Origin of the sequence: Parahoeflea alexandrii (assembly GCF_027214025.1) — a bacterium.
Lineage (GTDB): Bacteria > Pseudomonadota > Alphaproteobacteria > Rhizobiales > Rhizobiaceae > Hoeflea > Hoeflea alexandrii_A.
Genome location: NZ_JAPWHB010000007.1, coordinates 135,630 through 159,785, shown reverse-complemented (window position 1 = coordinate 159,785; position 24,156 = coordinate 135,630). Strand labels below are relative to the sequence as shown.

Sequence of the window (24,156 nt, the reverse complement as noted above, 5' to 3'; positions counted from 1 at the left end):
GGAACAAACCCATGAAACACAGTCTCGATAGAACACTGAAACGCCTTGCCGCAACCACGACACTGGCGCTCGGCCTAGCCGTGGGAGCCGTCGCCACGCCGGCATTGGCCGAATGGCCGGAAAAACCCATTTCGATGCTGATCGGATTCAACCCCGGGGGACAGAGTGATCTTCTGGGCCGTGCCGTGGCGCAGGCCATCGCGGAAGAACTCGGCCAACCGGTGAACGTGATCAACAAGGCCGGCGCTGCCGGAGGTGTAGCACTGGCACAACTCAAGGCCATGCCCGCGGATGGTTACACGATCATGTTCAACCCCAGCCAGACGATCACGCTCTCGCCCGCATTGATGAAGCAGGTGCCTTTCAGTATCGACGATTTTGACTATGCCGGGATGTTGACCCGCTTCGACATCGCGCTGGTCGCGTCCGCATCCGCCCCGTTTGACGATTACGCGGGCATGGTGACGTACGCCAGGGAACATCCAGGCATGCTTTATGCCGCACTGTCGGCCACGACCCGCGTTTTCGCCGACGAGATTGCGCGTGCAAACGGGATCGACATCGAGATCATGCCGGTGAATGGCGGGCCGGGGATGGTGAACGCCATGCTGGGGGAACAGGCGATGCTAGCCTATTCCGGCGGGGTACATCACCGCTATCCCGACAAGATGAAAGTGATCGCTGCGCTGACGACCGAACGCAACGTTGGCAGCCCCGACGTACCCACGATCGGCGAACTTGGCCTGCCGATCGGAATGGATATGCAGACTGTGCTGATCACCCCCAAGGGCGTTCCGGTCGAGGTGCTGGAGAAGCTCTCTCTGACCTTGGCCAAGGTCGCCGAAAACGAAGGTTTCGCCAAGGTCGCCGCCAGCATGAATGCCCCGATCGACTATGTCGATGCCGCCGGCGCGACGACCGAGATGTACAAGCAGCTCAAGAACAACCTCGCGGTGATGAAGGCCGCAGGCGTCGAGCCACAGTAATCTGCACTCTGTGCCGCGGCAGTGCCGACCCGCAGCGCCGCGTTCCACCGACATATCTGAACATCGAGCCAAGGCCCGAACGGCATCGCCGTGCCCAAACACGGACACCGGAACCGAAGAAGGACAGACCGAAATGAACGAGATACAACGCCTTCGCGGCGGCGCGATCCTGGCGCGCGCGCTCAAGGAAAAGGGGATCGAGCACATCTTTACGCTGGCGGGAGGCTTCTGCAACCCCGCGCTCGAAGGGATGATGGAATGCCAGATCCCGGTGGTGAACACACCGCATGAACAGGTGGCCGGACACCTGGCGGATGGTCATACGCGGCTTACCCGCAAGCCTGCCGTCTGCTTCGTCGGACCCGAAGGTTTCGCCAATACCGTCCCTGCCATGATGGAAGCACTGGGCGAGCGCAGCCCGATCCTCTTCATCACCTCCTCCTCGACGCTAAAGCGAGAAAATGCGGGCGGCTTCAAGGAGATTGACGACGTGGCCATCGCCGCGCCGCTTGTCAAATACTCGGTGCGGGTGCGCGATGGCGCTCGGATCCGTGAGTATGTCGACCGGGCCTGGACGATGGCAACCTCGGGTTATCCCGGGGCTGTGCACCTGAGCATTCCGGTCGATATCATGTTCTCCTCTTTCGCCGAGGATGCGGGGCTGGAAGAGCGCCCGTTCAATCGTGGCACGCGCGCCACGGCTCGCGCCTGGCCCGCGCCCGACGCACTTGAGCCTGTACTCGGGGCGCTGCGCGCCGCCGAGCGGCCGGTTATCATTGCCGGCCATTCCGTATGGTGGGCGGGAGCCGAGGCGCAACTGGAGAGCGTGGCGCGCAATCTGCGCCTGCCTGTTTTCGGCCAGCCGGGCCATCGCAAACTGATGGGCGAGGACGCCGAACCCTGGATGGGTTTGGCCGATTTTCACCAGTATCCGCCCTCCAAACCGGCGATCATGGAAAGCGACCTGGTGCTGATGATCGGCGCGCGGCTCGACAACACGATGAATTTTGGCAACCCGCCCTTCCTGCCGGCCTCGACGCGGGTGATCTGCGTGAACGGCAGTCATGAAGAACTGGAATTCAACCGCTCGGCCGACATGCTGCTGCTGAGCGATCCCGGTGCCTTCTGCGAGTCACTGGCAGGGCTCGGGCGCAGCTGGGGGGCGTGGTTCGACCAGCAGCGTGCACGCCGGGGCGAGTGGGTTGCCCGGTGGGAGGCCGATCTGGCCGCCGAAGCCGAGAAAGATGCTGCCGAGGGTCGCAAGGTGCATCCCCTTCATCTTTCACTTGAGGTGCAGAAAGCCATGGGGGCGGATGACTGGCTCGTCTTCGACGGAGGCAACACCCATTTCTGGACGGAGATAGCCGTGAACATGCATGGCTGGCACGGTGGGCGGCTCAAAGGGATGCTCAACCCCGGAATCAACTCGATGCTGGGCTGCGGCGTGCCCTTTGCCATGTCGGCCAAGCGGCTTGATCCGGTCACGAATGTGGTGCTGATCTCGGGCGACGGTGCATTCCTGGCGGGCGGGCTTTCGATCGAAGCCTGTTTTCAGGAGGGGCTGCCGATCACGGTGGTGATTGACAACAACGAGGGGCTCGACGCGATCAGCCAGCAGCAGGAGCGGCTGTTTGCCAATGGCGTCCATGTTGCTACCGACTTCCGCGACATCCCCTTTCACAAGATGGTGGAGGGGCTGGGCGGCTATGGTGAGCTGGTCACGCGGCGTGAGGACATCGCCGGTGCAGTGCGCCGCGGCATGGCAAGTGGCAAACCCGCCTGCATCAACGTGAAAACCCGAGGCGTGATCAGCCCGATCATCGCCGCCACATCCGACAAACGCGACAAGGCTTCGATCGAATGACGCTCAAATTCACCACCCATGTCCTGAATGGCACCGACGGCACACATGCCGCCGGTGTCGGGCTTTCCCTCTGCAATCGTTGTGATGGCACATTGCTGTTCTCGGGCGTGACCGACGCGGGAGGGCGACTTCAGGCCGAGATCCCGACAGAGGCCATAGCCGACGATGGCGCGCTTGAACTTGTCATCCGTAGTCGCGCATTCTGGGAGGGTAGAAACATCCCTCGCAGCGGCCCGCAAATTGTTGACGAGGTTGCCGTGCGGATTACCCTCCCCGAGCGATCAGGACACTACCACCTGCCGGTAATGCTCTCCCCCAACAGCTTTTCTGGCTGGTGGTCTTCGTGACACACGGCCCGGGCCAAGAATTTTCACGAAGACCTCGTCCAGAGACCAAACATCGTCGGGTCAAGCCTGCCGTCGTCGCAGGTTGCGTGCAATCTGGGGGCCGAAATTGGCGATCCAGCGACGGACCGTCACATGGGAAACGTCGATCCCACGCTCAAGCAGCATTTCCTCAACCTCACGCAGGCTCGGATTGAACCGCGGGTAAAGCCAAACTGCGTGAGCAACGATTTGCGGCGGAAAACGGCGGCGATTGAACCTGACATCTGGTGTCTGCATCGCCGAAATCCGCCTCCAGCGCCGACCGCATGCCCCGCACATCGAAGGTTCGATTCAGCGACCGCTTCAGCAGTCGCAGCGCGAAGGGCGGCGCGGCCGCCGCCTCAGCCAGGGTCGCGGCTCCGAGTTCACGGCGTCCCACAACAAGATTGACCATGCCGATCGCCTCGCGATACATCATCGTCCCATTGCCCGGCAGTCGTTTGCAATGCAAACGATGAGAGGGGGAAGCCATGCACCAGCGTAAAAGTGGACGACTTCACTGACACCCTCGACCTGGCACTGGCCGCCTCGGGCTGTGACGGGGTCAAGGTCGAACATTGCCCACGCCGTGTGGCTCTGTTTCCGGTTCACTCTCAGCCTGCGAATGGTCGAGGGCTTGCTGCCCGCGGGATCATTGTCTCGCACCAAACCGTCCGGATGTGGGCGGAGAAATTCGGCTGCACCTTTGCCAACGACATCCGGCGTCGATCATCCGGCCGGCTTGGGGACAAGTGACATCTGGATAAAGCCGTTGTTTCAATCCGTGGCAAGAAGCATTGGCCGTGGCGCGCAGGTGATCAGGACGGTTTAGTCTTGGAGGTTCTCGTTCAAAGCCGCCGAAATGCCAGGGACGATCGCCGTGAGTGAGGATCATGAAACGCTGCAAGTCACAGCGACATCTACAGCGTTTTGTCTCCATCCATGACCCAATGCCAACCTGTTCCACATCCCGCGCCACAACATCCCTCCAAGCATTATTGCGAATTGCGTTCAGCGGCGATGAACCCGTGGGCGAAAACCGTCCGAGCATGACCGGCGAAATAGGCCGGCGGCATTGTCTGCCCTCGTTGCCGTCAAGTTTACGATGCCCGTGTGCCTATTCCTCTTCGCAGAAATCATCTTCCTCGAAATGGCCCAACCGAATGATCGCGCGCTGCAGGTGCGGGGATAGCCGAAGCGGCCCTCGGAAGTATCGCAGCCACGGTTGATCATGATGTGGATTAGGATTACGCCGAAGATACATGACAAGGACTCATGCTCAATGATCGATATCCAACCTTTGGCCATCCTGCGCGAGATTGACCGGACCGGCAGCCTGACCCAGGCCGCCGACAAGCTCTGCCTGACACAATCGGCGGTCAGTCATGCGATCCGGCGGTTCGAGGCGCGTCATGACGTCAAGCTCTGGGAGCGCGAGGGGCACAAGCTGCGCCTGACGCTTACGGGAGAGTATCTCTTGGGGCTGGCGCATCGGGTGCTGCCACAGCTTGAGCATGGCGCGACGGTGCTGGAGGATTATGCGCGCGGCCGGCGCGGCGCCATCCGGGTGGGGATGGAGTGTCATCCCTGCCAGGACTGGCTCATGCGGGTGGTCGACCCGTTTCTGGCGGAATGGCCCGATGTCGAGCTGGATGTGACCACGGCCTTCCAGTTCGGCGGCCTGACTGCGCTCCTGGGCCATGAAATCGACATTCTCGTCACTCCCGATCCGATCGAACGTCCGGGGCTCACATACAAGCCTGTCTTTGATTACGAACTGGTTCTGGCTGTGGCCGAAACCCACCCCTTGGCGCAAAAGTCGCGGGTCGTGCCCGAGGATCTGGCAAGCGAGATCCTGATCACCTATCCCGTCGCCCGCGAAAGGCTGGATATCTACACCCGATTCCTTGTCCCTGCGAATGCCTTGCCGCGCCGTCACCGCACCGTGGAGACGACCGATCTGATGTTGCGGCTGGTGGCGTCGGGCCGCGCCGTCAGTGCGACCCCCGACTGGCTGTTACGCGGGGCCAAGGGGGTGAAGAGCGTACGGATTGGCGAGGGGATCGCCAAGTCCATTCATCTGGGCCATCGCGAAGGCATGGCTGCCAGCTATCTGGAAGGCTTCATACGGCTGGCCGAGACCGTTCAGATCTGAAGGGCTACCTTCGGCCGGATCCACCCTTTCAGTGTTTGACTACAGCGCCCTTCGCATGACTCAGTGTCATGCCTTTCTGAGGAGAAGTCATTTTTATTCATGCTCTGGCTCGGGCATACAGCAAGCATTGCCCCTCAGCCAGGACACGACCTCAAATGACCCCGGACTTCACCTTTTCGATCAAAAGCATTCGGTTCGACGAAGATTACAGGCCCGCCGACGGCACCCGGCTCACCACCAATTTCGCCAACCTTGCGCGCGGGGAGAATCGAAAGCAGAATCTGCGCAATGCGCTGCGGATGATCGACAACCGTTTCAACAGCCTTGCGCTGTGGGACAATCCCGATGGCGATCGTTACGGTGTTGAACTGGACATCGTTTCCGTCGATCTGGATATCGATGGTTCGGGCAACGCCTTTCCGGCCATCGAGGTGTTGAAGACGACGATCCTCGACCGCAAGGCCGATGCGCGCATCGAAGGGCTCGTCGGGAACAACTTCTCTTCCTATGTGCGGGACTACGACTTCAGCGTGCGGCTGCCGGAATACAACAGGGGTCAGACCGGCTTCGGCATTCCCGACGACTTCGGCGATCTGCACGGCAAGCTGTTCAAGAGCTTCGTGTCCTCCGACGCCTACACCGCGCGGTTCGGCAAGCTGCCGGTGATCTGCCTGAGCGTCTCCCACAACAAGATCTATCGGCAAACAGCCAATCGCCACCCGGTTCTGGGCTTCGAATACCAGCCGAACGAAAGCTCCCTGACCGAGCAGTATTTCCGGAAAATGGGGCTGCGGGTCCGCTACTTCATGCCCCCGGAGAGCGCGGCGCCGCTGGCCTTTTACTTCTTCGGGGATCTGCTCAATGACTACTCGAATCTGGAGCTGATCGGGACCATCGCCACGATGGAGACATTCCAGAAAATCTACCGGCCCGAGATCTACAACGCCAATTCCGCCGCGGGCGAATGCTATCGGCCGAGCCTGGAACATCAGGATCATTCGCTGACCCGGATCGTCTACGATCGGCAAGAGCGCAGCCAACTGGCCGTTGAACAAGGCAAATTTGCCGAAGACCACTTCATCAAGCCGCATCGGGCCGTTCTGGACGCATGGTCCGCCCGGTTCGCCGCCTGATCTGCCTCAAGAAATACAAGGTAAACTCAATGACCAGATTACTTCCCACATCGACTGCCGGCAGCCTTCCCAAACCTTCCTGGCTCGCCGAGCCCGAAAAGCTCTGGTCGCCCTGGAAGCTTGAGGGTGAAGCGTTGGTCGAGGGCAAGCAGGACGCGTTGCGCGTCACCCTTTCCGAGCAGCAGCGCGCCGGGATCGACATCGTCTCTGACGGTGAACAGACCCGCCAGCATTTCGTCACCACCTTTATCGAGTATCTGACCGGCGTCGATTTTGAAAAGCGCGAAACCGTAAAGATCCGTGACCGCTACGATGCAAGTGTCCCTACCGTTGTGGGACCAGTCTCCCGCGACAAGCCGGTCTTCGTGGAGGATGCAAAATTCTTGCGCGCGCAGACCGACAGCCCGATCAAATGGGCGCTGCCGGGGCCGATGACCATGATCGATACGCTCTATGACGCCCACTATCGCAGTCGCGAGAAACTCGCCTGGGAGTTCGCCACCATCCTCAATCAGGAGGCCCGCGAGCTCGAAGCCGCCGGCGTGGACATCATCCAGTTCGACGAACCTGCCTTCAACGTGTTCTTCGACGAGGTGAATGATTGGGGCGTTGCCACCCTGGAAAGGGCGATCGAAGGGCTCAATTGCGAGACGGCCGTTCATATCTGCTATGGCTACGGCATCAAGGCCAATACCGACTGGAAAAAGACCCTGGGATCGGAATGGCGTCAGTACGAACGAACCTTCCCCAGACTTCAGGCCTCCAATATCGATCTGGTTTCGCTGGAATGCCACAACTCGCATGTCCCGATCGACCTGATCGAACTCCTGCGCGGCAAGAAGGTGATGGTCGGCGCCATCGACGTGGCAAGCAACACCATCGAAACGCCGGAGGAGGTCGCCGACACCTTGCGCAAGGCGCTTCGGTTCGTGGATGCGGACAAGCTCTATCCCTGCACCAACTGCGGCATGGCGCCGCTTTCACGCGCGGTCGCCAGAGGCAAGCTCAACGCCCTGAGCGCAGGTGCCGAGATCATCCGCAGAGAACTCTCGACCCCGCTCGCTGCGGAGTAGGGTCTGGCGCATAGTGCAGCGAGCGCATTCTGCGCCTCGCCAATACTGCCAAGGGACCCCTGACCGTGGACCGGCCCTGGTCTGCACCAGAATCACCATTTGACGGAAGACGACCCCATGCCCGACACAGCAGTTCTCGAGCATATCGACCCGCGCGCCCTGCGCGACTGCTGCGGCCGGTTCGCCACCGGCGTCACGGTCATCACCACCCGCACAAGCGAAGGCGATCACGGCATGACGGTCAGTGCATTCATGTCGGTGTCGCTCGATCCGCCCTTGATCTCCATCTCGCTGGACCGCCGATCCAGGATGCTGGGCAAGATCCGGAAATCATGCCGTTTTGCGGTGAATATACTCACTCAGGATATGCGCCCCCATGCCATGCATTTCGCCGGACGGCCTGACGATACACTGACGAACCTGTTCCAGGACCGCCATGGTTTGCCCACCCTGCGCAGCGCTGCAGCCCTTCTGGTGGCCGATGTCGCCCGCGAGGTCGAGGCGGGGGATCATGTCCTTTTCCTGGGACAGGTCAGGCATCTGGACTACGCCCCGGACGCAAGGCCACTTCTGTATCATCGGGGACAGTTTGGCAGCCTTGCCGCGCATCTCTGAAGCGACACCGAAGCGTTGTAGAGCCGGGAATCTTCTGGTGCCCTCTCTTCTGTCGCTTCGCGTTCGGATCCAGAAACAACACGATTGTGCAGGGTTGGTCTCCCGCTCGCAAGGCGTCCGCATCCTCGTCGTTGTCACAAAGCGACTTGCAGGCCTCCGATGTCGGAATGGGAACCGCCCATGACGCATTTTCCGGCTGTGCCGCCCGGGAAATCGGCTAGCTTGAAATCAAGCCGAAGGTGCCCGCCCACAAGGCGGGAGAATTGGGAAGCCGGTGAAAAACCGGCGCTGCCCCCGCAACGGTAAGGGAATAGAGCGCGGCAATTGCCATTGGACACCAGCGTCCGAGAAGGCGTCGCGCTCCGTGAATCCCGAGCCCGGAAACCAGCCTTCAGGCGACGTCAAACCGCGGGTGGCGGTGGGGGCGAGTCGTGGACAGGCGCTGGCGGCCGGTCCGCGAACGGTCCCGTTTGTCATCCGTAAGATCCGGTCCCGCCGCGCGCGGATTTTGGAGTGTCTTGCGATGCCGAGCAATGCCGATGCACTGGCCATGTTGTATGGAAGACGGGAAGGCTACAGCCTGCCGCGCCCCTTCTACACCGATCCCGACATCTACGAGATGGATCTCGAGAACCTGTTCTATCGCGAATGGCTGTTCGCCATCCCGGCCTGCGAGGTCCCGAAGACCGGAAGCTATGTCACGATGAAGATCGGCGCCTATCCGGTGCTGATCGTCCGCGGCGGCGATGGCGCGATCCGCGCCTTCCACAATGTGTGCCGTCATCGCGGCCAGCGCATCTGTTCGGCGGTCAAAGGCTCGGCGCCGAAACTCGTCTGCCCCTATCACCAATGGACCTTCGAGCTCGACGGGAGGTTGCTCTATGCCCGCGACATGGGTGCCGACTTCGACGCGGCGGCGCACGGGCTGAAGCCGGTGCATTGCCGCGAGGCGGGCGGCTTGGTGTTCGTCTGCGTCGCCGCCGAGGCGCCCGACTTCGAGCCGCTTGGCGACGAACTCGGCCGCTATCTCGCTCCTCATGATCTCAATGGCGGCAAGGTCGCCTTCGAGAGCACCATCATTGAAAACGGCAACTGGAAGCTGGTGATCGAGAACAATCGCGAGTGCTATCATTGCGGCGGCAATCATCCGAGCCTGTGCCGGACATTCTCTGACAAACCGACGATCACGGCTCCGCGCGATGGGGTAGTCGACGACGAAGTCGAACGGCATTGGCAGCGCTGCGAGGCGGCCGGCCTTCCGTCACGCTTCCTCATCCATCCGACGTCGCAATGGCGGTTGGCGCGCGTGCCGCTGCTGAACAACGCCGAAAGCTACACGATGGACTCGAAGCGGGGCTGTGCGAAGCCGCTCGGCCGGATGCCGTTCTTCGACGCCGGCTCCCTTCTCTTCTTCCACTATCCGAACAGCTGGAACCATTTCCTCGGCGACCACGCTGTCGTTTTCCGGGTGCTGCCGCTGAGCCCGACCACCACCGAGGTCACGACCAAATGGATCGTGCGCAAAGACGCGGTCGAGGGTGTCGATTACGACCTCAAGCGGTTGACCGAGGTCTGGCTCGCCACCAATGACGAGGACAGGCAGGTGGTCGAGGACAACCAGGCAGGCATCAACTCGCCCGCCTACGAGCCGGGGCCCTACTCGCAACTGCACGAGGACGGCGTCATCCAGTTCGTCGACTGGTATTGCGACAGGACCTTGCTGCGGCTGCAGCCGGCCGAAGCCGTGGCGGCGGAGTAGCGCGGTGACGATCCATCACACACCCGGCCCACAAGGCCACGCGCCCTGGCGGGACGACGAGTTGTTGGAATGCGTCATGGTCATTCCGGAAACTCCGAACACGGCCACTTTCTGCTTCCGGGCTCCTTCGGGTGCGTGGTTCGACTACGCGCCGGGACAGTTCCTGACGCTCGAGCTGCCGCTGCCGGACGGCCCGCTGCACCGCACCTACACGATCTCCTCGTCGCCATCGCGACCGGTATCGATCTCGATCACGATCAAGGCGCAGCCGGGCAGCATCGGCTCGCGCTGGATGCTCGACAATCTGCGCCCTGGCATGAAGCTCAAGGCGTTCGGTCCCGCCGGCGTGTTCAGCTTCCAGAACCATCCATCGGACAAATACCTGTTCATCTCGGCCGGTTCGGGCGTCACGCCGATGATGTCGATGACGACCTGGTTCTTCGATCTCGGCGCCGCCTCCGACATCGTCTTCATAAATTGCGCGCGCCGTCCGTCGGAAATCATCTTCCGCGAACGGCTTGATCACATGGCGAGCCGGGTGCCGGGCATAAAGCTCAAATTCGTCGTCGAGCAACCGGATGAATTCAAGGCATGGACCGGCTACGAGGGCATGTTCAACCAACTCATGCTCGGTCTGATGGCGCCCGATTATCTGGACCGTGAGGTCTTCTGCTGCGGCCCGGAGCCTTTCATGCGCGCGGTCAGCGAGTATCTCGCCAATCTTGGCTTCGACATGGACCGCTATCACCAGGAAAGTTTCCAGGCACCGGCAATGACAGAGGCCGAGGCCCGCCCGCCGGAGATCGAAATGCCAGACGCGGGCGCAGTCGCCCGGATCAGGTTCTCCGCTTCGGACGTCGAGATCGAATGCGCCGAAACCGACACCGTGCTGGCCGCCGCCAAGGCAGCAGGCCTTAACATCCCGTCGGGATGCACCTTCGGGCTGTGCGGGACCTGCAAGGTGAAGAAGCAGGCCGGTGAAGTGCTGATGGTGCACAATGGCGGCATCTCGGAAGAGGACATCGAGGAGGGCTATATCCTCGCCTGCTGCTCCAACCCGGTCGGCACGGTGGAAATCGATATCTGATGACGTTTCTTTTAGACACCGGTTGTCCCACTGCACAGGGTTTCCTGTTCAACCTGGTGCTCGCCAGTGCGACGCGCTTGGCGGCACTGGCCGGGGCACCCTGACGGGTCTTTCGGCGTTTGCCGCCGCCTGGTCGGCGTCCCCATTGGGCGCGCCGTCCAGGCGGTTCGACATCATGGCGTTGAGCGCGGCCACCCCTTTATTGCGGCATTCACAATCTAACAGGGCATCTTGTGCGCCGCCGCCATCGCGCTACTTGCTGTGCTCCAGCTTTGGGGAGCCCGGCTCGGTGCGACGACGGACCTGCACAGGGCGGCCAGTGCGCCCGGCCTGAACCGCGCGGCTGTTAAAGCGACATTCGCCGTTCCCGGGCTCCGCCGCGCCGCCTCGGCTTCGGCAAGGCGAGATCAAGCGGCGCCAGCGGCTTTTCCAGGGAAACGATCAGAAGCCGGCAGAATTCCGCCACGGCCGGGTCGGTCCGCATGATCGGCTTGGCCGTCGCATAGGCGCGCACTGCCGCCATGCGGTAGCACCCATCCGCCGGCAGGCTGCCGAGCCACTGCATGTAGCCGAGCTGGCCATATTCCTTCGCCCGTTCCGGCGAGCTAGCCCGGGATTGCAACTGATGAAGTGTGAGATCGATACCAAAATTCATGGCGCCCTCCGCGCAACATGCGGGGCCGCGGAACAGGTAGCGATGTCAGGCGTTCAAGCCGGTCTGCCATGCTCACGTCCTTTCCGGGGCACCCCGCCCGGTTCGAGTTGATGTTCGATGGCAGGTCTCCTGACTTGCGGGTCGCCGCTCGCCCGGTCCTTCCCGGCCTCTCGGCCAGTGGATCGTCCGGGTTCGCTCGCCGCTTACAGTTGCGGGGGCAGTCACGGAATTGGGCAAGCCCGCACCGTGTTCCCTTTTCATCCGGTCCGCGTCGCCGCGATCCGGAAACCATCGTGGTGGATAGTCCAGGGTTTTTATCGGCGGGTCAATCCCAGCTCAAGGCGCCTCCGTTCTGATATTCGATGACGCGGGTCTCGAAGAAGTTCTTCTCCTTTTTCAGATCCATCGTCTCGCTCATCCATGGGAACGGGTTCTCCGTCGGTTCATAAACAGGCGCAAGGCCAAGTTGGGCGCAGCGCCGGTTGGCGATGAAGCGCATGTATTGCTCGCATAGCTCCGCCGTCAGGCCGAGCATGCCGCGCGGAATCGTCTCGCGCCCGTAGGCTGCCTCCAGTTCGGCGGCGTCACGCAGCATGGTACGCACCTCCTCCTGGAAGGCCTTAGACCAGAGATGCGGGTTTTCGGCTTTGATCTGGTTGATGACGTCGATGCCGAAATTCAGGTGGATCGATTCATCGCGCAAGATGTACTGGTATTGCTCGGCGATACCGACCATCTTGTTGCGCCGGCCGAGCGACAGGATTTGCGCGAAGCCGGTGTAGAACCACATCCCCTCGAAGACGACGTAGAAGGCGACGAGGTCGCGTAGGAACTCGCGGTCGGTTTCCGGTGTGCCGGTGCGGAAATCTGCGTTTTCCAGCATCTGCGTATGATTCAGCGCCCAGGCCGCCTTGTCGGTGATAGACGGCACTTCGCGATACATGTTGAACAATTCGCCCTCATCGAGGCCGAGACTTTCGACGATGTACTGGAAGGTGTGCGTGTGCACCGCCTCCTCGAAGGCCTGTCGCAGCAGATACTGACGGCATTCGGGATTGGTGATGTGGCGATAGATCGCCAGCACGATGTTATTCGCAACGAGGCTCTCGGAAGCTGCGAAGAAGCCAAGATTGCGCATGACCATGCGCCGCTCGTCTGGGGTCAGCCCATCCGGCGATTTCCACAGAGCGATGTCGGCCTGCATGGAGACTTCCGTCGGCATCCAGTGATTGTTGCAGGCGGCGAGATATTTCTCCCATGCCCACTTGTATTTCAGCGGCAACAGCTGGTTGACGTCGGCTCGGGCGTTGATCATCCGCTTCTCGTCCACGGTGACGCGGGCACCGCCACGCTCGATCTCTCCGAGACCCGTCGTGTCGGCTGGCGGTTCGGCGGTTGCAGTGTTCTTTTCGAGGTTTGGCATTGTTGTTTCCTTACTGGCAGGCTTCGCAATCCGGATCGTCAATCGAACAGGCGGAAGGTCCCGCGCTGACCGCATTGAGCTTGCCGTCGGTGGTTTTCAGCGTGGATTTCTCGACATGGGTGGCCGAGGAGGAGCGCAGGTAATAGGTCGTTTTCAGACCGCTTGCCCATGCCGCGCGGTAGAGCGCGTCGAGCGTCCGCCCAGAGGGGTGTGCCACGTAAAGATTGAGCGATTGCGCCTGGTCGATCCATTTCTGCCGGCGAGCGGCAGCTGAGATCAGCCACGACCAGTCGATCTCGAAGGCGGTGGCGTAAAGCGCCTTCAGATCGGACGGAATCCGGTCGATCGGGCCGAGCGAACCATCGAAGTATTTCAGGTCGGAGATCATCACCTGGTCCCACAGACCGCGTGCCTTGAGGTCATGCACGAGGCGGGCATTCACCACCGTGAAATCGCCCGACATGTTCGATTTGACATAGAGGTTCTGGTAGGCCGGCTCGATCGACTGACTGACACCGCAGATGTTCGAGATAGTCGCGGTCGGTGCGATCGCCATCGTGTTGGAATTGCGCATCCCTTGGCGTTTCACAGTTTCACGCAGACCGACCCAGTCGAACCGCGACGACGTATCGAACTCGACACCGCGGGCGTCGCCCAGCAGCTTGACGGAATCGATCGGCAGGGTGCCCTGGCTCCACAGCGATCCCTCGAAGCTCCCGTAGCGGCCGCGTTCGGCGGCGAGGTCGGAACTGGCCGCGATGGCGTGATAGCTGATCGCTTCCATGCTCTCGTCGGCAAAGGCGATCGCCTCTTTTGAGGTATAAGGCAGGCGCAAGGTCTGCAACGCGTCCTGGAAGCCCATCAGGCCGAGCCCGACCGGACGGTGCCGCAGATTGGCGTTACGCGCTTCCGGAATAGTGTAGAAATTGATGTCGATGACATTGTCGAGCATGCGCATCGCTGTCTTCACTGTACCAGCAAGCTTGTCATGATCGAGGCCGGTTTCGGTGACGTGCGCAGCCAGATTGACGGATCCGAGATTGCACACGGCAACCTCGTCTTTCGATGTGTTGAGTGTGATTTCAGTGCATAGGTTGGACGAATGCACGACACCGGCGTGGCGCTGCGGCGAGCGAATATTGCACGGATCCTTGAAGGTGATCCACGGATGGCCAGTCTCGAACAGCATGGTCAGCATGCGCCGCCACAGATCCACCGCGCGTACTCGCTTTGAAACCCTGAGCAGTCCGGCGCGCGCCTTCTCCTCATAGGCTTCGTAGGCCGTCTTGAATTCCGTCCCGTAGAGATCGTGCAAATCCGGCGTCTCGTCCGGCGAAAAGAGCGTCCATTCAGCGTCAGCCTCAACACGTTGCATGAACAGATCAGGCACCCAGTTGGCGGTGTTCATGTCATGGGTGCGGCGGCGGTCGTCGCCGGTGTTCTTTCTCAGCTCGAGAAACTCCTCGATGTCGACATGCCAAGTCTCGAGATAGGCACAGACCGCGCCCTTGCGCTTGCCGCCCTGGTTGACGGCGATCGCCGTATCGTTCGCAACCTTGAGGAACGGCACGATGCCCTGGCTCTTGCCGTTGGTGCCCTTGATATGCGCCCCAAGTCCGCGCACAGGCGTCCAGTCGTTGCCGAGCCCGCCGGAGTATTTTGCCAGCAACGCATTGTCCTTCACGCCCTTGAAGATGCCGTCGAGGTCGTCGGAAATCGTCGTCAGGAAGCAGGATGAAAGCTGCGGCCGGTTAGTGCCGGCGTTAAACAAAGTTGGAGTCGAGCACATGAAGTCAAACGAGGAGATTAGGCTGTAGAACTCGATGGCGCGTGCCTCGCGATCATCTTCGCGGATCGCCAATCCCATTGCCACGCGCATGAAGAAGGCCTGCGGCAATTCGAAGCGAACGCCACCTTCATGCAGGAAGTAGCGGTCATAAAGTGTCTGCAGGCCTAGATACTGGAAGGCGAGATCGCGTTCGGGCTTCAACGCGGCGGCGATGCGCTCCAGATCGAACTCGGCGAGTTCAGAGCTGATGCGGTCGGTCGCAATGCCTGTCTTAAGGTAGGCCCGGAAATAGGCCGGATAGGTTTCAGTCATTTCACTCTGAGTGCACTGGCGCGGCTCGCCGAAGACGTGGCTCAGCGCCTCGCGACGCAGCTTGTCGAGCAGCAGCCGCGCGGTCGCACGTGAGTAATCAGGCTCCTGTTCGACGAGGGAGCGCGCTGCCAGAACCGCTGCAAGCTCCAACTCGCCTTCGGTTATGCCATCATAAAGGCTGCGGTGGATTTCCATCAGGATTTTTCCGCCGTCCAGGTCGGTCAGGCCGTCAACGGCTTCGGCGACCACCGCGGCAAGGCGGCCTTCATCAAGCGGTTGCCTCTTGCCGTCAGGCATGGTGACGTTGATGGCAAGCTTTGCAGCTTTCGCCGATTGTGCCTCCAGTGCCGCTGCACGCTCCTGGCTGTGCTGCTCGCGATACAGAACATAGGCACGGGCAACCTTGTGATGGCCGCCACGCATCAGGGCCAATTCCACCTGATCCTGGATATCCTCGATGTGGAACGCGACCCCCTCGGTGGCACGTCGGGTCAATGCGCCGACGACCTCAATCGTCAGGTCCTCGGTAATCTCGTGGATGCGGGTCGATGTTTTTGCATCCTGTCCTTCAACGGCTAGAAAGGCCTTGCCCATGGCAACGTTGATCTTGCCGGGATCGAACGGCGTGACATTCCCTTCCCGCCGGATAACGCGATACGCCGCACCAGCCTCAGTCGAAGCCGGGAGTGGGCGGTTATGCTGTAAATTTGCCGGCATATCCGGCGAAATGGTCTGCGACATGTAGTCTCCCCTTTGTTGAAAAGGGGCAAAGGCCAGGCGGTCGCATGCTGTCAGCCGCGCACGCACGGCTCAGCGGAGCGATCCCCCGGGGCACCCCGCCCGTGGTCGTCTTCAGTGCGTGGCAGGTCTCCTGGCTCGCGGGTCATCGCCCTGTCCAGCCTTCCCGGGATTGCTCCCAGTGGCGTCATTGGACACGGGCTCTTCGCTTACAGTTGCGGGGGCAGCTCCGGCTTTGCTTAGCGCTCACCGAATTCCCGTCTTAGCCGACGACGCGAATCGCCGGAACCACACACAAGATATGGCTGGAAGAGGTGGCCCGGTGTCAACAGCTTGTGGAACGTTCTTGAACTTTGCATACCACTCCAGTTGAGGATCGCGCCCGGCAGGGAGAGCGTAGAGCGCCGCTGATACAACGTTTGAATGGCTCTTCGGCCGCGGACACAGCGATGAATGTTTTCCTGGGGAGATCGGTTCCGTGCTGTCCCGAAGGCGGAGCTTTCGGGCTGGAAATGCCAAAGACCGAAAGAGAAGAGAGTTGGACGGATCTGTCGCAAACTCTTGCTAACCGGCGACCGATAATGATCTCTCGATATTTCCGGGAGCTCTCAATGTTCAAAGGCCGCCATTTCGACCAGTCGGTCATCTTGCTGTGCGTACGCTGGTATCTTGCCTCCGATCTCAGCCTGCGTGATCTCGAAGAGATGATGGCCGAACGCGGTCTGAGCGTTGATCATTCGACTGTGCACCGCTGGATTATACACTTTTCGCCGCAGTTGCTGGATTGTTTCCACCAACGCAAACGTGTCGTTGCTGGCAAGTGGAATCTCGACGAGACTTACATCAAGGTGCGCGGCCAATGGATGTATCTCTACCGTGCCATCGACAGTGTTGGCGATACGGTCGAGTTCTTCTTCAGCGAACATCGTGATCTGTCGGCTGCAAAGCGTTTTCTTCGAAAGGCGTTTGCACGCCATGGCCGCTCGGATCGCATCACCGTCGACGGCAGCCAGACAAATCACGAGGCAATTGTTTCCTGCGATCTTGAAGACCGTCTCCGCGACATGACGCGACGTTCAGCGAAACCAATTCGCATCTTCAAGAGCAAGTATCTCAATAACCGGATAGAGCAGGATCATCGGCGCACCAAACGCCGGGTCCGCTCTATGCTCGGCTTCAAGTCGATGGCAAGTGCCCGGATCATTCTCGACGGCATCGAATTGGTCCACATGATGCGAAAGCGACAGGCGAGGTTTGTCTATAATCCTCGTCTTTCAATCGCTAACCAATTCGAAATTCTGGCCGCTTGACAGCCAGCAATGACGCCTCCCTTCGTGACCAAAAATTACGGTTTGCGACAGAGCCTTTCGCTGGGAACGGCTCTTGCTCCGCCCCCAGGATGGCTTCATTCTCGACCTGCTGACCCAGAGCCGCCGCAAGACCAAGGCTCCAAGCGTCAGCTATTGTTGTTGCCGATACTTTCGCAGACCACCACCACGCAGAACTGAGCCAGGCAAGGCGTGGCCCACAATGGACTCTGCCAGCACAGCACAATCAATGAGAGCGTCCAGGTCGACGCCGGTCTCGATTCCCATTTCTTCGCACATGAAAACAAGGTCCTCGGTACACACATTCCCCGCGGCCCCGGAATGCCCAGCAAACGGGCAGCCGCCGAGGCCCGCGACGGCCGTGTCAAACATCCGCACACCCATTTCCAAACCGGCATAGGCGTTCGCGATTCCCAAGCCGCGCGTATCATGCAAATGCAACAAGAGCTCCAGATCGGGATGCGCTTCGCGAATGCCGCCGACAACACGCTTGATACTTTCCGGGGTGGCCCAGGCCATCGTGTCACCCAACCCCATGTGATCGATCGTTTCGCCGTGCTCATCGGCGATTGCCAGCAAGTCACCAACATGCTGAACGACCCGCCTGACGGGAATGTCACCCTCGAAGTTGCAGCCAAAGGCAGCCGTAATGAAGCCGCGTTTCACTTTGACGCCAGCTTGCTGATACATGGCGATAAGCTCATGCTGCGCTGCACGCTGCTGCTCTGGAACGCGGTTTTGATTCCGCATCAGGAACGCGTCCGAGGCGTACAGGTTCAGCGATCCATTTAGTGTCAAACGGTCAGCATGCGCAAGCGCGCGCTGAAAGCCCCTCTCGTTCAGCCAAAGCGCGGTGAAATGCACATCCGGGACCGGTTGAAATCCCTGCACGACGGCATCGGCATCGGCCATGCCCGGCACCGCACGCGGGTTCACGAACGAGGCCACTTGAATGTGGCGCAACCCGGTCTGCGCGAGGCGGTTGACCAGCTCGATCTTACGAGCGGTCGGGATCGTCGCCGCTTCGATCTGAAATCCCTCGCGCGGGCCTTCTTCGTTCAGGTAAACGGACTTCGGCAAGTCGGACACGGGTGTCTCCTCAATGCGGGCTCAGATCGCGACCGTGTCGGACTGATACTGATAGAGCCAGTGATAGCGCTCCTGAATCGGGGCACGCCCCCACTCACGTTCCAAATAGACCTGTGCTCCTTCTTCGGTGCCCAACTCGCTGGAGTGGAACCGGTCGGTGTTGTCGCGCGCACCAAGCACCATGCGGCGGGTGCGATCGATTCGTGCCGCCTCGTAGCGCTTGAACGCGGCGGGAAGATCGCCGTTTTCGGCTTCGACGCAGCGAGCCATGACAACCCCATCCTCGATCGACATGACCGCACCCTGGGCGAGAAAGGGCAGTGTCGGGTGGCAGGCGTCGCCCAGAAGCGTGACACGTTCCTTTGTCCAGGCGGGCATGGGATCGCGTCCCATCAAGGCCCATTTCAGCAGGCTCGGAGCACAGCTGATGATCTCGTGGATATCCGCGTGCCACCCGGCAAAATCTCTGGCACACTCTTCGGGCGTTCCTGGGATGTTCCAGCCCTCTTCGCGCCAGTCCTGTCGTTCAATCGTGGCCACGAAATTGAGCAGTCTCGCCCCGCGCAGCGGATAGGTGACCACATGGCCGCCCGGTCCGATCCAAGTATTTCCGACCATCGCCCGCAGTCTTTCGGGAAGACGCTCCATAGGGATGACGGCGCGCCACGTGATCATGCCCGAAAATGCGGGTTTCGCCCCACCCCACATTTGCTCGCGGATACGGGAGCGCACGCCGTCCGCTCCGATAAGCGCGGCCCCGCGCGCCGTCGAGCCGTCTTCAAGCGTGAGCGTCACTCCATCGGCATCTTGCGAAAAGCCGGTCGCGCGTTTTCCCAGATGCACGGCATCGGGTTTGAGCGCACGCACACCATCGACCAAAACGTTCAAGAGGTCGGGGCGGTACACGGTCAAATAGGGGTAACCGTAGCTCGTCATCGCGGCGTCGCCGAGATCAAACATTGGCCACGAGCGGCCGGTGTTCCACAGTCGGAACTGCTTTTTCTCCGGCTTGCACGAAAGGGCATTGAGCTCCTGAAACACGCCGAGTGCGTCCAGAGAGCGGGCGCCATTGGGGCTGATTTGCACACCGGCGCCGACTTCGGTCAATTCGAGGGCTTGTTCATAGACCTCGACATCGAAGCCTTTTTTCAACAGCGCCAAAGCGGCCGAGGCTCCGCCAATGCCGCTACCGGCGATCAGAATGGGAGGAGAATGAGACATGGCTGAACCTTTGTCTGTGAGACAGGTGGGCAGGAAGGCAGTCAGGCGATTTCTTCGCGCAACCAGCCCAGTTTCTCGAACACGGGTTTGTCGGTCACACGCAACAAGACAGAGTCTGTCTCGGCCTCGTGTCGATAAGCGCGCCACGCAGGCAGCGCGATCACATCGCCGCGCGCCCAGGGCAGAACAGTGTCGCCGATCACGGTTTGCCCGTGACCTTCGACGACAGCAAAGATGCTGTTGGCCGTCGTTCGCATCGTGCGGGTGGCCCCCGGCACAAGGCGTTGCATGTACAGGCGCACCGTTTCGAGCGCTGGGTCACCAAGCTCGATTTGTGCTGCGCAAAGGCCGCCAGCGTCATCTTGGCTGCGTTCGAGACCAGCCAGGCTGTCTTCCCAACGGAAGGCAACAGGCGAGCTGTCGACATCCTCAACGTGACTTTCCAGGCCGTCAGGGTGCCGCTCGAAGAACATGGGTTCCAACAGATGAACCATCGGGACATCGAGAAAATCGAGCCAATAGCAGTCTTCGCTCCCGGCGTTCTCATGCGCGTGCCACGCCCAGTTCGGCGTCAACAAGACATCGCCGGGACGCATCTCGACCCGATTCCCATTCACCGTGGTGCTGGTGCCGCGGCCATCAAGGATGAGCCGCAGCGCATTCGGCGTATGTCGGTGTGATTTCGCGATCTCGCCGGGCTTGACCATCTGATAGGCCGCAACCAGCGTGCGGACCGTTGCGTAGCGGTTTCCCTGGGCCGGGTTGCGCATGGTCAGGTTGCGGCGCTCCGCGAACTCGGTGCTGACCAGGGAACCCGCCGCGTCGAGGACAGGGTGGACCTCGGCATAATGCCAGGCGTGGGGGAGGAAGTTCTCCTCGGGTTCGGGCCACAAGGCGGGGAACTTGCGGTGCCACCCCCCTTCCATGTGCATTCCATCAAACCGGGCGTAGAGATCATCCAACGATTGCGGGCTGTTCACTGAGTTGCTCATGTCTTTTTCACCAGTTGATATGGATCCTTGAAAATCTCGGTTGATCCCCCCTGCCCCTGAATCACCGGCACATTCATTTCACCGCAGTGATCAATGGTGATGCGAATGGTCTGGCCGGGCTTGACGGGACCGACGCCCTCAGGCGTTCCTGTCGCAATGATGTCGCCGGGATAGAGGGTCATGACCGCCGAAGCCATTGCGATCATGCCGGGGATGTTCAGGACAAGATCACGGGTATTGGCGTCCTGGCGCAATTCGCCATCGACCCAGAGCTGCATGCGCAAATTCGACGGGTCCGGCACCTCGTCTGCCGTGGTGATCCACGGGCCGACGGGACAGAATGTGTCATATGCCTTGCGCGCCACACGCTCTTCACGACCACGAACGACCATATCGAGCAGGCAGGAATACCCAAAGACATAGTCTTGCCAATCTTCGGCGGCGACGTTGCGGCAGGTCTTGCCGATAACAATCGCAAGTTCGCTTTCGTGGTGAACTTCTCGACCTGGCGTCTCAGGAAGCACAACAGGCTCGCCGGCACCCGATAGCGAAGAGTTGGGCTTCAGGAAAAATCCCTGGTTGGTCGCGCGGTATCCCGCACCCATCTCCGCACCGTGGGCATGATAATTGACCGGGAAGGCGACAACCTTGTTCGGCCAAGGCACAGGCGTGCGCAAGATGACCTGGGAAAGCGGGATCGGCGCAGCTTCCGCAGCCGCGCGTTCAAGCGCAGGCCGCATTTTTTCAAAGTCTGCGATCAAACGCGTGGCGCCAACCGGCGGCCATTCCATTGGATCGACACCAGCAGCGTCCGTCACATCGAAAATATTCGAATCGACGACCACACCGATGCGGTCTTTATCAAAACGGGCGAGTTTCACGCGCTTCCCTCATTCTGTTAGATAGAACCTTGTTCTTCTCAACGGAATATGACAAAACACGGCTATTGTCAACGCCCCGGCACATTCCGTGATCGCAATCATCGATAGGAGCCATCATGCCTGCCCCCCGACACCTGGCGAATAAGTCCATTTCTCCAGCCGCCAAGGTCGCGCAACTAGCCGGTCTCGACCCGCATCAAATGCCCAGGACCGCTTATCTCTTGGCCGAAAATGTCGCGGCTTTCTGCCCCGATCCGGAGCAGCCTCTGCGCACCTTGGGAGCGTGGTTGCGCGGAGGAGAAGATCCCGGAGAAATCCCGTTCCAGCCAACCCGGATACTGATGCAGGACACCGCCGGTGTGGCCGCGCTGGCAGATCTCGCGGGGTTGCGTAGCCTGCTCGACCGGCGCGGATTGTCCCCGGAGCGGGTTGACTCGGCGTTGCCAATTGATCTCGTGATCGACCACTCGGTGCATGTCGAGCACAGCGGAACATCGGACGCGATGATCCGAAACATGGAATCCGAGATGGATCGCAACGTCGAACGCTACGGGTTCTTCAAGTGGGCAGAAGGGGCTTTTGCCAATCTGCGGGTGGTCCCCCCCGGACAGGGAATTTGCCACCAGATCAACCTCGAACAACTGGCGAGAATCGCGGTCCCCGTCTCCGGACATAAGACATGGCATGTCTGCGGCTCGGTCGTTGGCACGGACAGCCATACGACGATGATCAACGCGCTGGGTGTTCTGGGATGGGGCGTGGGGGGGATGGAGGCCGAGGTGGCCGCACTGGGGCAACCATTGGGATTGGCAGCTCAGCGCATGACGCGGGTTGTGTTGACCGGGAAACGCCAGTCCGGGGTTACCGCGGCCGATCTTGCTCTGGCGATCACCAAGATGCTTCGAGAAGAGGGCGTGGTGTCCGAGTTCATTGAATTCGGCGGACCCTTCCTGGATGCGCTTAGCCTGCCGGACCGCGCGGCCATCGCAAACATGGCACCGGAATACGGCGCAATCTGCGGACTTTTCCCGGTCGATCATGTGACCCTGGCGTATTTGGCGCAAATGGGCCGAAGCACTCAGGAGCTGAAGCTTTACACATCTTACGCACAAGAAAGCGGGTTGTGGCGTGACGACACCGAGAGACGGCTTTGGCAACGCGAAATCGAGATCGATCTGTCCTCGATTGGCCTGTCGATGGCGGGGCCCAGCCGACCCGATCAAACCCATCCCTTGTCCGGAATTCCGGATGTCCTGGCTGCAACAGGGCGGGGTCCCTTCCCGGTGGCGGTTGCGGCCATTACCAGTTGCACCAATACGGCCAACCCTGAATCCATGATCGCGGCGGGGCTTGTTGCCCGTGCTGCGCGATCGCTTGGGGTGCGCATCCCGGACCATGTCAAAACCTCGCTCGCACCGGGGTCGCGGCGGATCGCTGCGCTGCTTGTGGCGAGCGGTCTGCAGAATGACCTTGATGCGCTTGGTTTTCAGATCGTTGGGTTCGGTTGCACAACCTGTGTCGGGAATTCGGGCGAGTTGCTGACCGCAGCAGAGGATCTTCGCGCCAGCGGGGCTGAGCTATGTGCGGTCCTTTCCGGCAACCGGAACTTCGAGGGCCGCATTCATCCGCTAATCAAAAGCAACTGGCTGGCCTCACCGCCCCTGGTGGTCATAGCCGCTCTTGCCGGCTCGCTTGCGGCGGACATGTCGCAAGGGGCGATTGCCAAGGGGTCCGGCGGTCAGGACGTCTGCCTGGCCGACCTGTGGCCCACCGATGAACTAATAGCGGAAACGTTGCGCAAGGCCGAAATGGCGCTAGGGGACTATTCCGCGCCGGAAGCAGGAACAAGCTGGGACGCTCTCGCCGCCCCCTCTGGAGCGCTGTACCCGTGGAAAGCCGACAGCCTTTTCATTCAACCGCCGCCCTTCTTTGACGACCATCGCAATCTGCTGGAGGATCTGCACGATGCCCGCGTTCTGGTGGCGCTCGGAGAGGCGGTGACAACCGACCACATCTCGCCGGTAGGACGCATTGCACCGAACTCGCCTGCCGCACGGCTTGTCCAAAGCGCGACGGGCTCCGGCAGTCTTGGCTCTTACGGTGCCTATCGCGCAAATCATGAGGTTATGATGCGTGGGACGTTCGCTCACCCCCAGCTGTTTAACCGCCTTGCGCCGGATAGGGGTCCCAAAACGGCGGTTACCGGCCTGGGAATTGTCGATATCTTTGAAGCCAGCACACACTATCGAGGCAAAGGCATCGCGACAGTGGTTTTGGCGGGTGGCCGCTACGGTATGGGGTCTGCACGAGACTGGGCAGCCAAAGGCACGCAAATGCTGGGCGTACGTGCAGTTCTAGCCACCGGGTTCGAGCGCATCCACCGCACCAACTTGATCGGAACCGGCGTGGTGCCCATCGAAGTTCCCTCATGCCTTTCGGTCGAGGCTGCCTTGCTGCCGGACACGCGCATCACGGTTATTGGACTGGCGTCGATGGACAAGTTGCAGTGTCGCGTGCGTGTGGTGTTGCAGACGCCGGGGGAGCCGAAAGTTGAAGTTGAAGGCGTCTGCCGCATCGATACCGCGACGGAACTCGCATGGATCCGCGCCGGCGGCGTCTTTGCGCTGGTCCGAGACAAGATCTGCGCGGCTTATTGACAGGCTACCTGATAATCAATAATGTAGAATTATA

19 protein-coding genes, 2 pseudogenes and 3 riboswitches are annotated in these 24,156 nt (G+C 60.7%); of the genes and pseudogenes, 12 read left to right on the top strand and 9 right to left on the bottom strand.

Going from position 1 to position 24,156, the window contains the following annotated elements:
- Positions 1-11: 11 nt before the first annotated feature.
- The 3 genes from O4H62_RS22295 to O4H62_RS22285 all read left to right on the top strand — a co-directional run bounded on the left by O4H62_RS22295 (position 12) and on the right by O4H62_RS22285 (position 3,197).
- Positions 12-986, top strand: a complete 975-nt coding sequence (locus tag O4H62_RS22295; RefSeq protein ID WP_269391063.1) for a tripartite tricarboxylate transporter substrate binding protein — start codon at positions 12-14, stop codon at positions 984-986.
- Positions 987-1,119: 133 nt separating this feature from the next.
- On the top strand, positions 1,120-2,850 hold the full coding sequence (locus tag O4H62_RS22290; RefSeq protein ID WP_269391062.1) for a thiamine pyrophosphate-binding protein: 1,731 nt from the start codon (positions 1,120-1,122) through the stop codon (positions 2,848-2,850).
- Positions 2,847-3,197: a hydroxyisourate hydrolase gene (locus O4H62_RS22285; protein WP_269391061.1), complete on the top strand. Its 351-nt coding sequence runs from the start codon at positions 2,847-2,849 to the stop codon at positions 3,195-3,197. Before O4H62_RS22290 ends, O4H62_RS22285 begins: the two co-directional genes overlap by 4 nt.
- 63 nt (positions 3,198-3,260) lie before the next feature.
- On the opposite strand, the pseudogene O4H62_RS22280 reads toward O4H62_RS22285, so the two are convergent.
- Together O4H62_RS22280 and O4H62_RS22275 are read right to left on the bottom strand one after the other, a co-directional pair.
- Positions 3,261-3,473: pseudogene (locus O4H62_RS22280) on the bottom strand (IS6 family transposase); the annotation flags it as partial.
- Positions 3,373-3,654 (bottom strand): hypothetical protein, encoded by a 282-nt coding sequence (locus tag O4H62_RS22275; protein ID WP_269391152.1) that lies wholly within the window; start codon positions 3,652-3,654, stop codon positions 3,373-3,375. The gene O4H62_RS22275 and the pseudogene O4H62_RS22280, both read right to left, overlap by 101 nt.
- A 117-nt stretch (positions 3,655-3,771) precedes the next feature.
- Between O4H62_RS22275 and O4H62_RS22270 the strand changes: the two are divergent.
- From O4H62_RS22270 to O4H62_RS22240, 7 genes and pseudogenes are all read left to right on the top strand, one after another.
- Positions 3,772-4,268, top strand: a pseudogene (locus O4H62_RS22270) (DDE-type integrase/transposase/recombinase).
- Between the two features lie 229 nt (positions 4,269-4,497).
- Positions 4,498-5,370, top strand: a complete 873-nt coding sequence (locus O4H62_RS22265) for a LysR family transcriptional regulator (RefSeq protein WP_269391060.1) — start codon at positions 4,498-4,500, stop codon at positions 5,368-5,370.
- 155 nt (positions 5,371-5,525) lie between these two features.
- A complete protein-coding gene (locus O4H62_RS22260) occupies positions 5,526-6,503 on the top strand; it encodes a DUF1852 domain-containing protein (protein ID WP_269391059.1) in 978 nt (325 codons plus the stop codon).
- Between the two features lie 29 nt (positions 6,504-6,532).
- Positions 6,533-7,576: a methionine synthase gene (locus O4H62_RS22255; RefSeq protein ID WP_269391058.1), complete on the top strand. Its 1,044-nt coding sequence runs from the start codon at positions 6,533-6,535 to the stop codon at positions 7,574-7,576.
- A 117-nt stretch (positions 7,577-7,693) separates the two neighbouring features.
- On the top strand, positions 7,694-8,191 hold the full coding sequence (locus O4H62_RS22250; protein ID WP_269391057.1) for a flavin reductase family protein: 498 nt from the start codon (positions 7,694-7,696) through the stop codon (positions 8,189-8,191).
- Between the two features lie 220 nt (positions 8,192-8,411).
- A riboswitch (cobalamin riboswitch) is annotated at positions 8,412-8,598 on the top strand.
- A gap of 116 nt (positions 8,599-8,714) precedes the next feature.
- On the top strand, positions 8,715-9,950 hold the full coding sequence (locus tag O4H62_RS22245; protein WP_269391056.1) for an aromatic ring-hydroxylating oxygenase subunit alpha: 1,236 nt from the start codon (positions 8,715-8,717) through the stop codon (positions 9,948-9,950).
- Positions 9,951-10,026: 76 nt separating this feature from the next.
- Complete coding sequence (locus O4H62_RS22240) at positions 10,027-11,037, top strand: hybrid-cluster NAD(P)-dependent oxidoreductase (protein ID WP_269391055.1); 1,011 nt, start codon at positions 10,027-10,029, stop codon at positions 11,035-11,037.
- A gap of 346 nt (positions 11,038-11,383) precedes the next feature.
- Here the strand turns inward: O4H62_RS22240 and O4H62_RS22235 are convergent, their stop codons facing one another.
- The 3 genes from O4H62_RS22235 to O4H62_RS22225 form a co-directional block, all read right to left on the bottom strand.
- Positions 11,384-11,692, bottom strand: a complete 309-nt coding sequence (locus O4H62_RS22235; protein ID WP_269391054.1) for a hypothetical protein — start codon at positions 11,690-11,692, stop codon at positions 11,384-11,386.
- Positions 11,693-11,794: 102 nt separating this feature from the next.
- Positions 11,795-12,000: riboswitch (cobalamin riboswitch) on the bottom strand.
- A gap of 17 nt (positions 12,001-12,017) precedes the next feature.
- Positions 12,018-13,115, bottom strand: coding sequence for a ribonucleotide-diphosphate reductase subunit beta (locus O4H62_RS22230; RefSeq protein WP_269391053.1), 1,098 nt, complete (start codon positions 13,113-13,115; stop codon positions 12,018-12,020).
- A gap of 10 nt (positions 13,116-13,125) precedes the next feature.
- Entirely contained in the window at positions 13,126-15,933 is a 2,808-nt protein-coding gene (locus O4H62_RS22225; protein WP_269391148.1) for a ribonucleoside-diphosphate reductase subunit alpha, read from the bottom strand.
- A gap of 127 nt (positions 15,934-16,060) precedes the next feature.
- A riboswitch (cobalamin riboswitch) is annotated at positions 16,061-16,262 on the bottom strand.
- Between the two features lie 303 nt (positions 16,263-16,565).
- On the opposite strand from O4H62_RS22225, the gene O4H62_RS22220 reads away from it, so the two are divergent.
- Positions 16,566-17,264, top strand: coding sequence for an IS6 family transposase (locus O4H62_RS22220; RefSeq protein WP_269391052.1), 699 nt, complete (start codon positions 16,566-16,568; stop codon positions 17,262-17,264).
- 150 nt (positions 17,265-17,414) lie between these two features.
- Here O4H62_RS22220 and O4H62_RS22215 read toward each other — a convergent pair whose 3' ends face one another.
- From O4H62_RS22215 to O4H62_RS22200, 4 genes are read right to left on the bottom strand one after another with little or no spacing between them, the layout of a single operon-like run.
- The gene (locus tag O4H62_RS22215) at positions 17,415-18,371 is read right to left on the bottom strand and encodes a hydroxymethylglutaryl-CoA lyase (RefSeq protein ID WP_269391051.1); all 957 of its coding nucleotides are present in this window, start codon (positions 18,369-18,371) and stop codon (positions 17,415-17,417) included.
- A gap of 21 nt (positions 18,372-18,392) precedes the next feature.
- The gene (locus O4H62_RS22210; protein WP_269391050.1) at positions 18,393-19,592 is read right to left on the bottom strand and encodes an FAD-dependent monooxygenase; all 1,200 of its coding nucleotides are present in this window, start codon (positions 19,590-19,592) and stop codon (positions 18,393-18,395) included.
- Between the two features lie 41 nt (positions 19,593-19,633).
- A complete protein-coding gene (locus O4H62_RS22205; protein ID WP_269391049.1) occupies positions 19,634-20,584 on the bottom strand; it encodes a cupin domain-containing protein in 951 nt (316 codons plus the stop codon).
- On the bottom strand, positions 20,581-21,465 hold the full coding sequence (locus tag O4H62_RS22200; RefSeq protein WP_269391048.1) for a fumarylacetoacetate hydrolase family protein: 885 nt from the start codon (positions 21,463-21,465) through the stop codon (positions 20,581-20,583). The genes O4H62_RS22205 and O4H62_RS22200 overlap by 4 nt, the downstream gene beginning before the upstream one ends.
- Before the next feature lie 116 nt (positions 21,466-21,581).
- Here O4H62_RS22200 and acnA point away from each other — a divergent pair, with 116 nt between their 5' ends.
- The gene (gene acnA, locus O4H62_RS22195) at positions 21,582-24,122 is read left to right on the top strand and encodes an aconitate hydratase AcnA (RefSeq protein WP_269391047.1); all 2,541 of its coding nucleotides are present in this window, start codon (positions 21,582-21,584) and stop codon (positions 24,120-24,122) included.
- Positions 24,123-24,156: the final 34 nt, after the last annotated feature.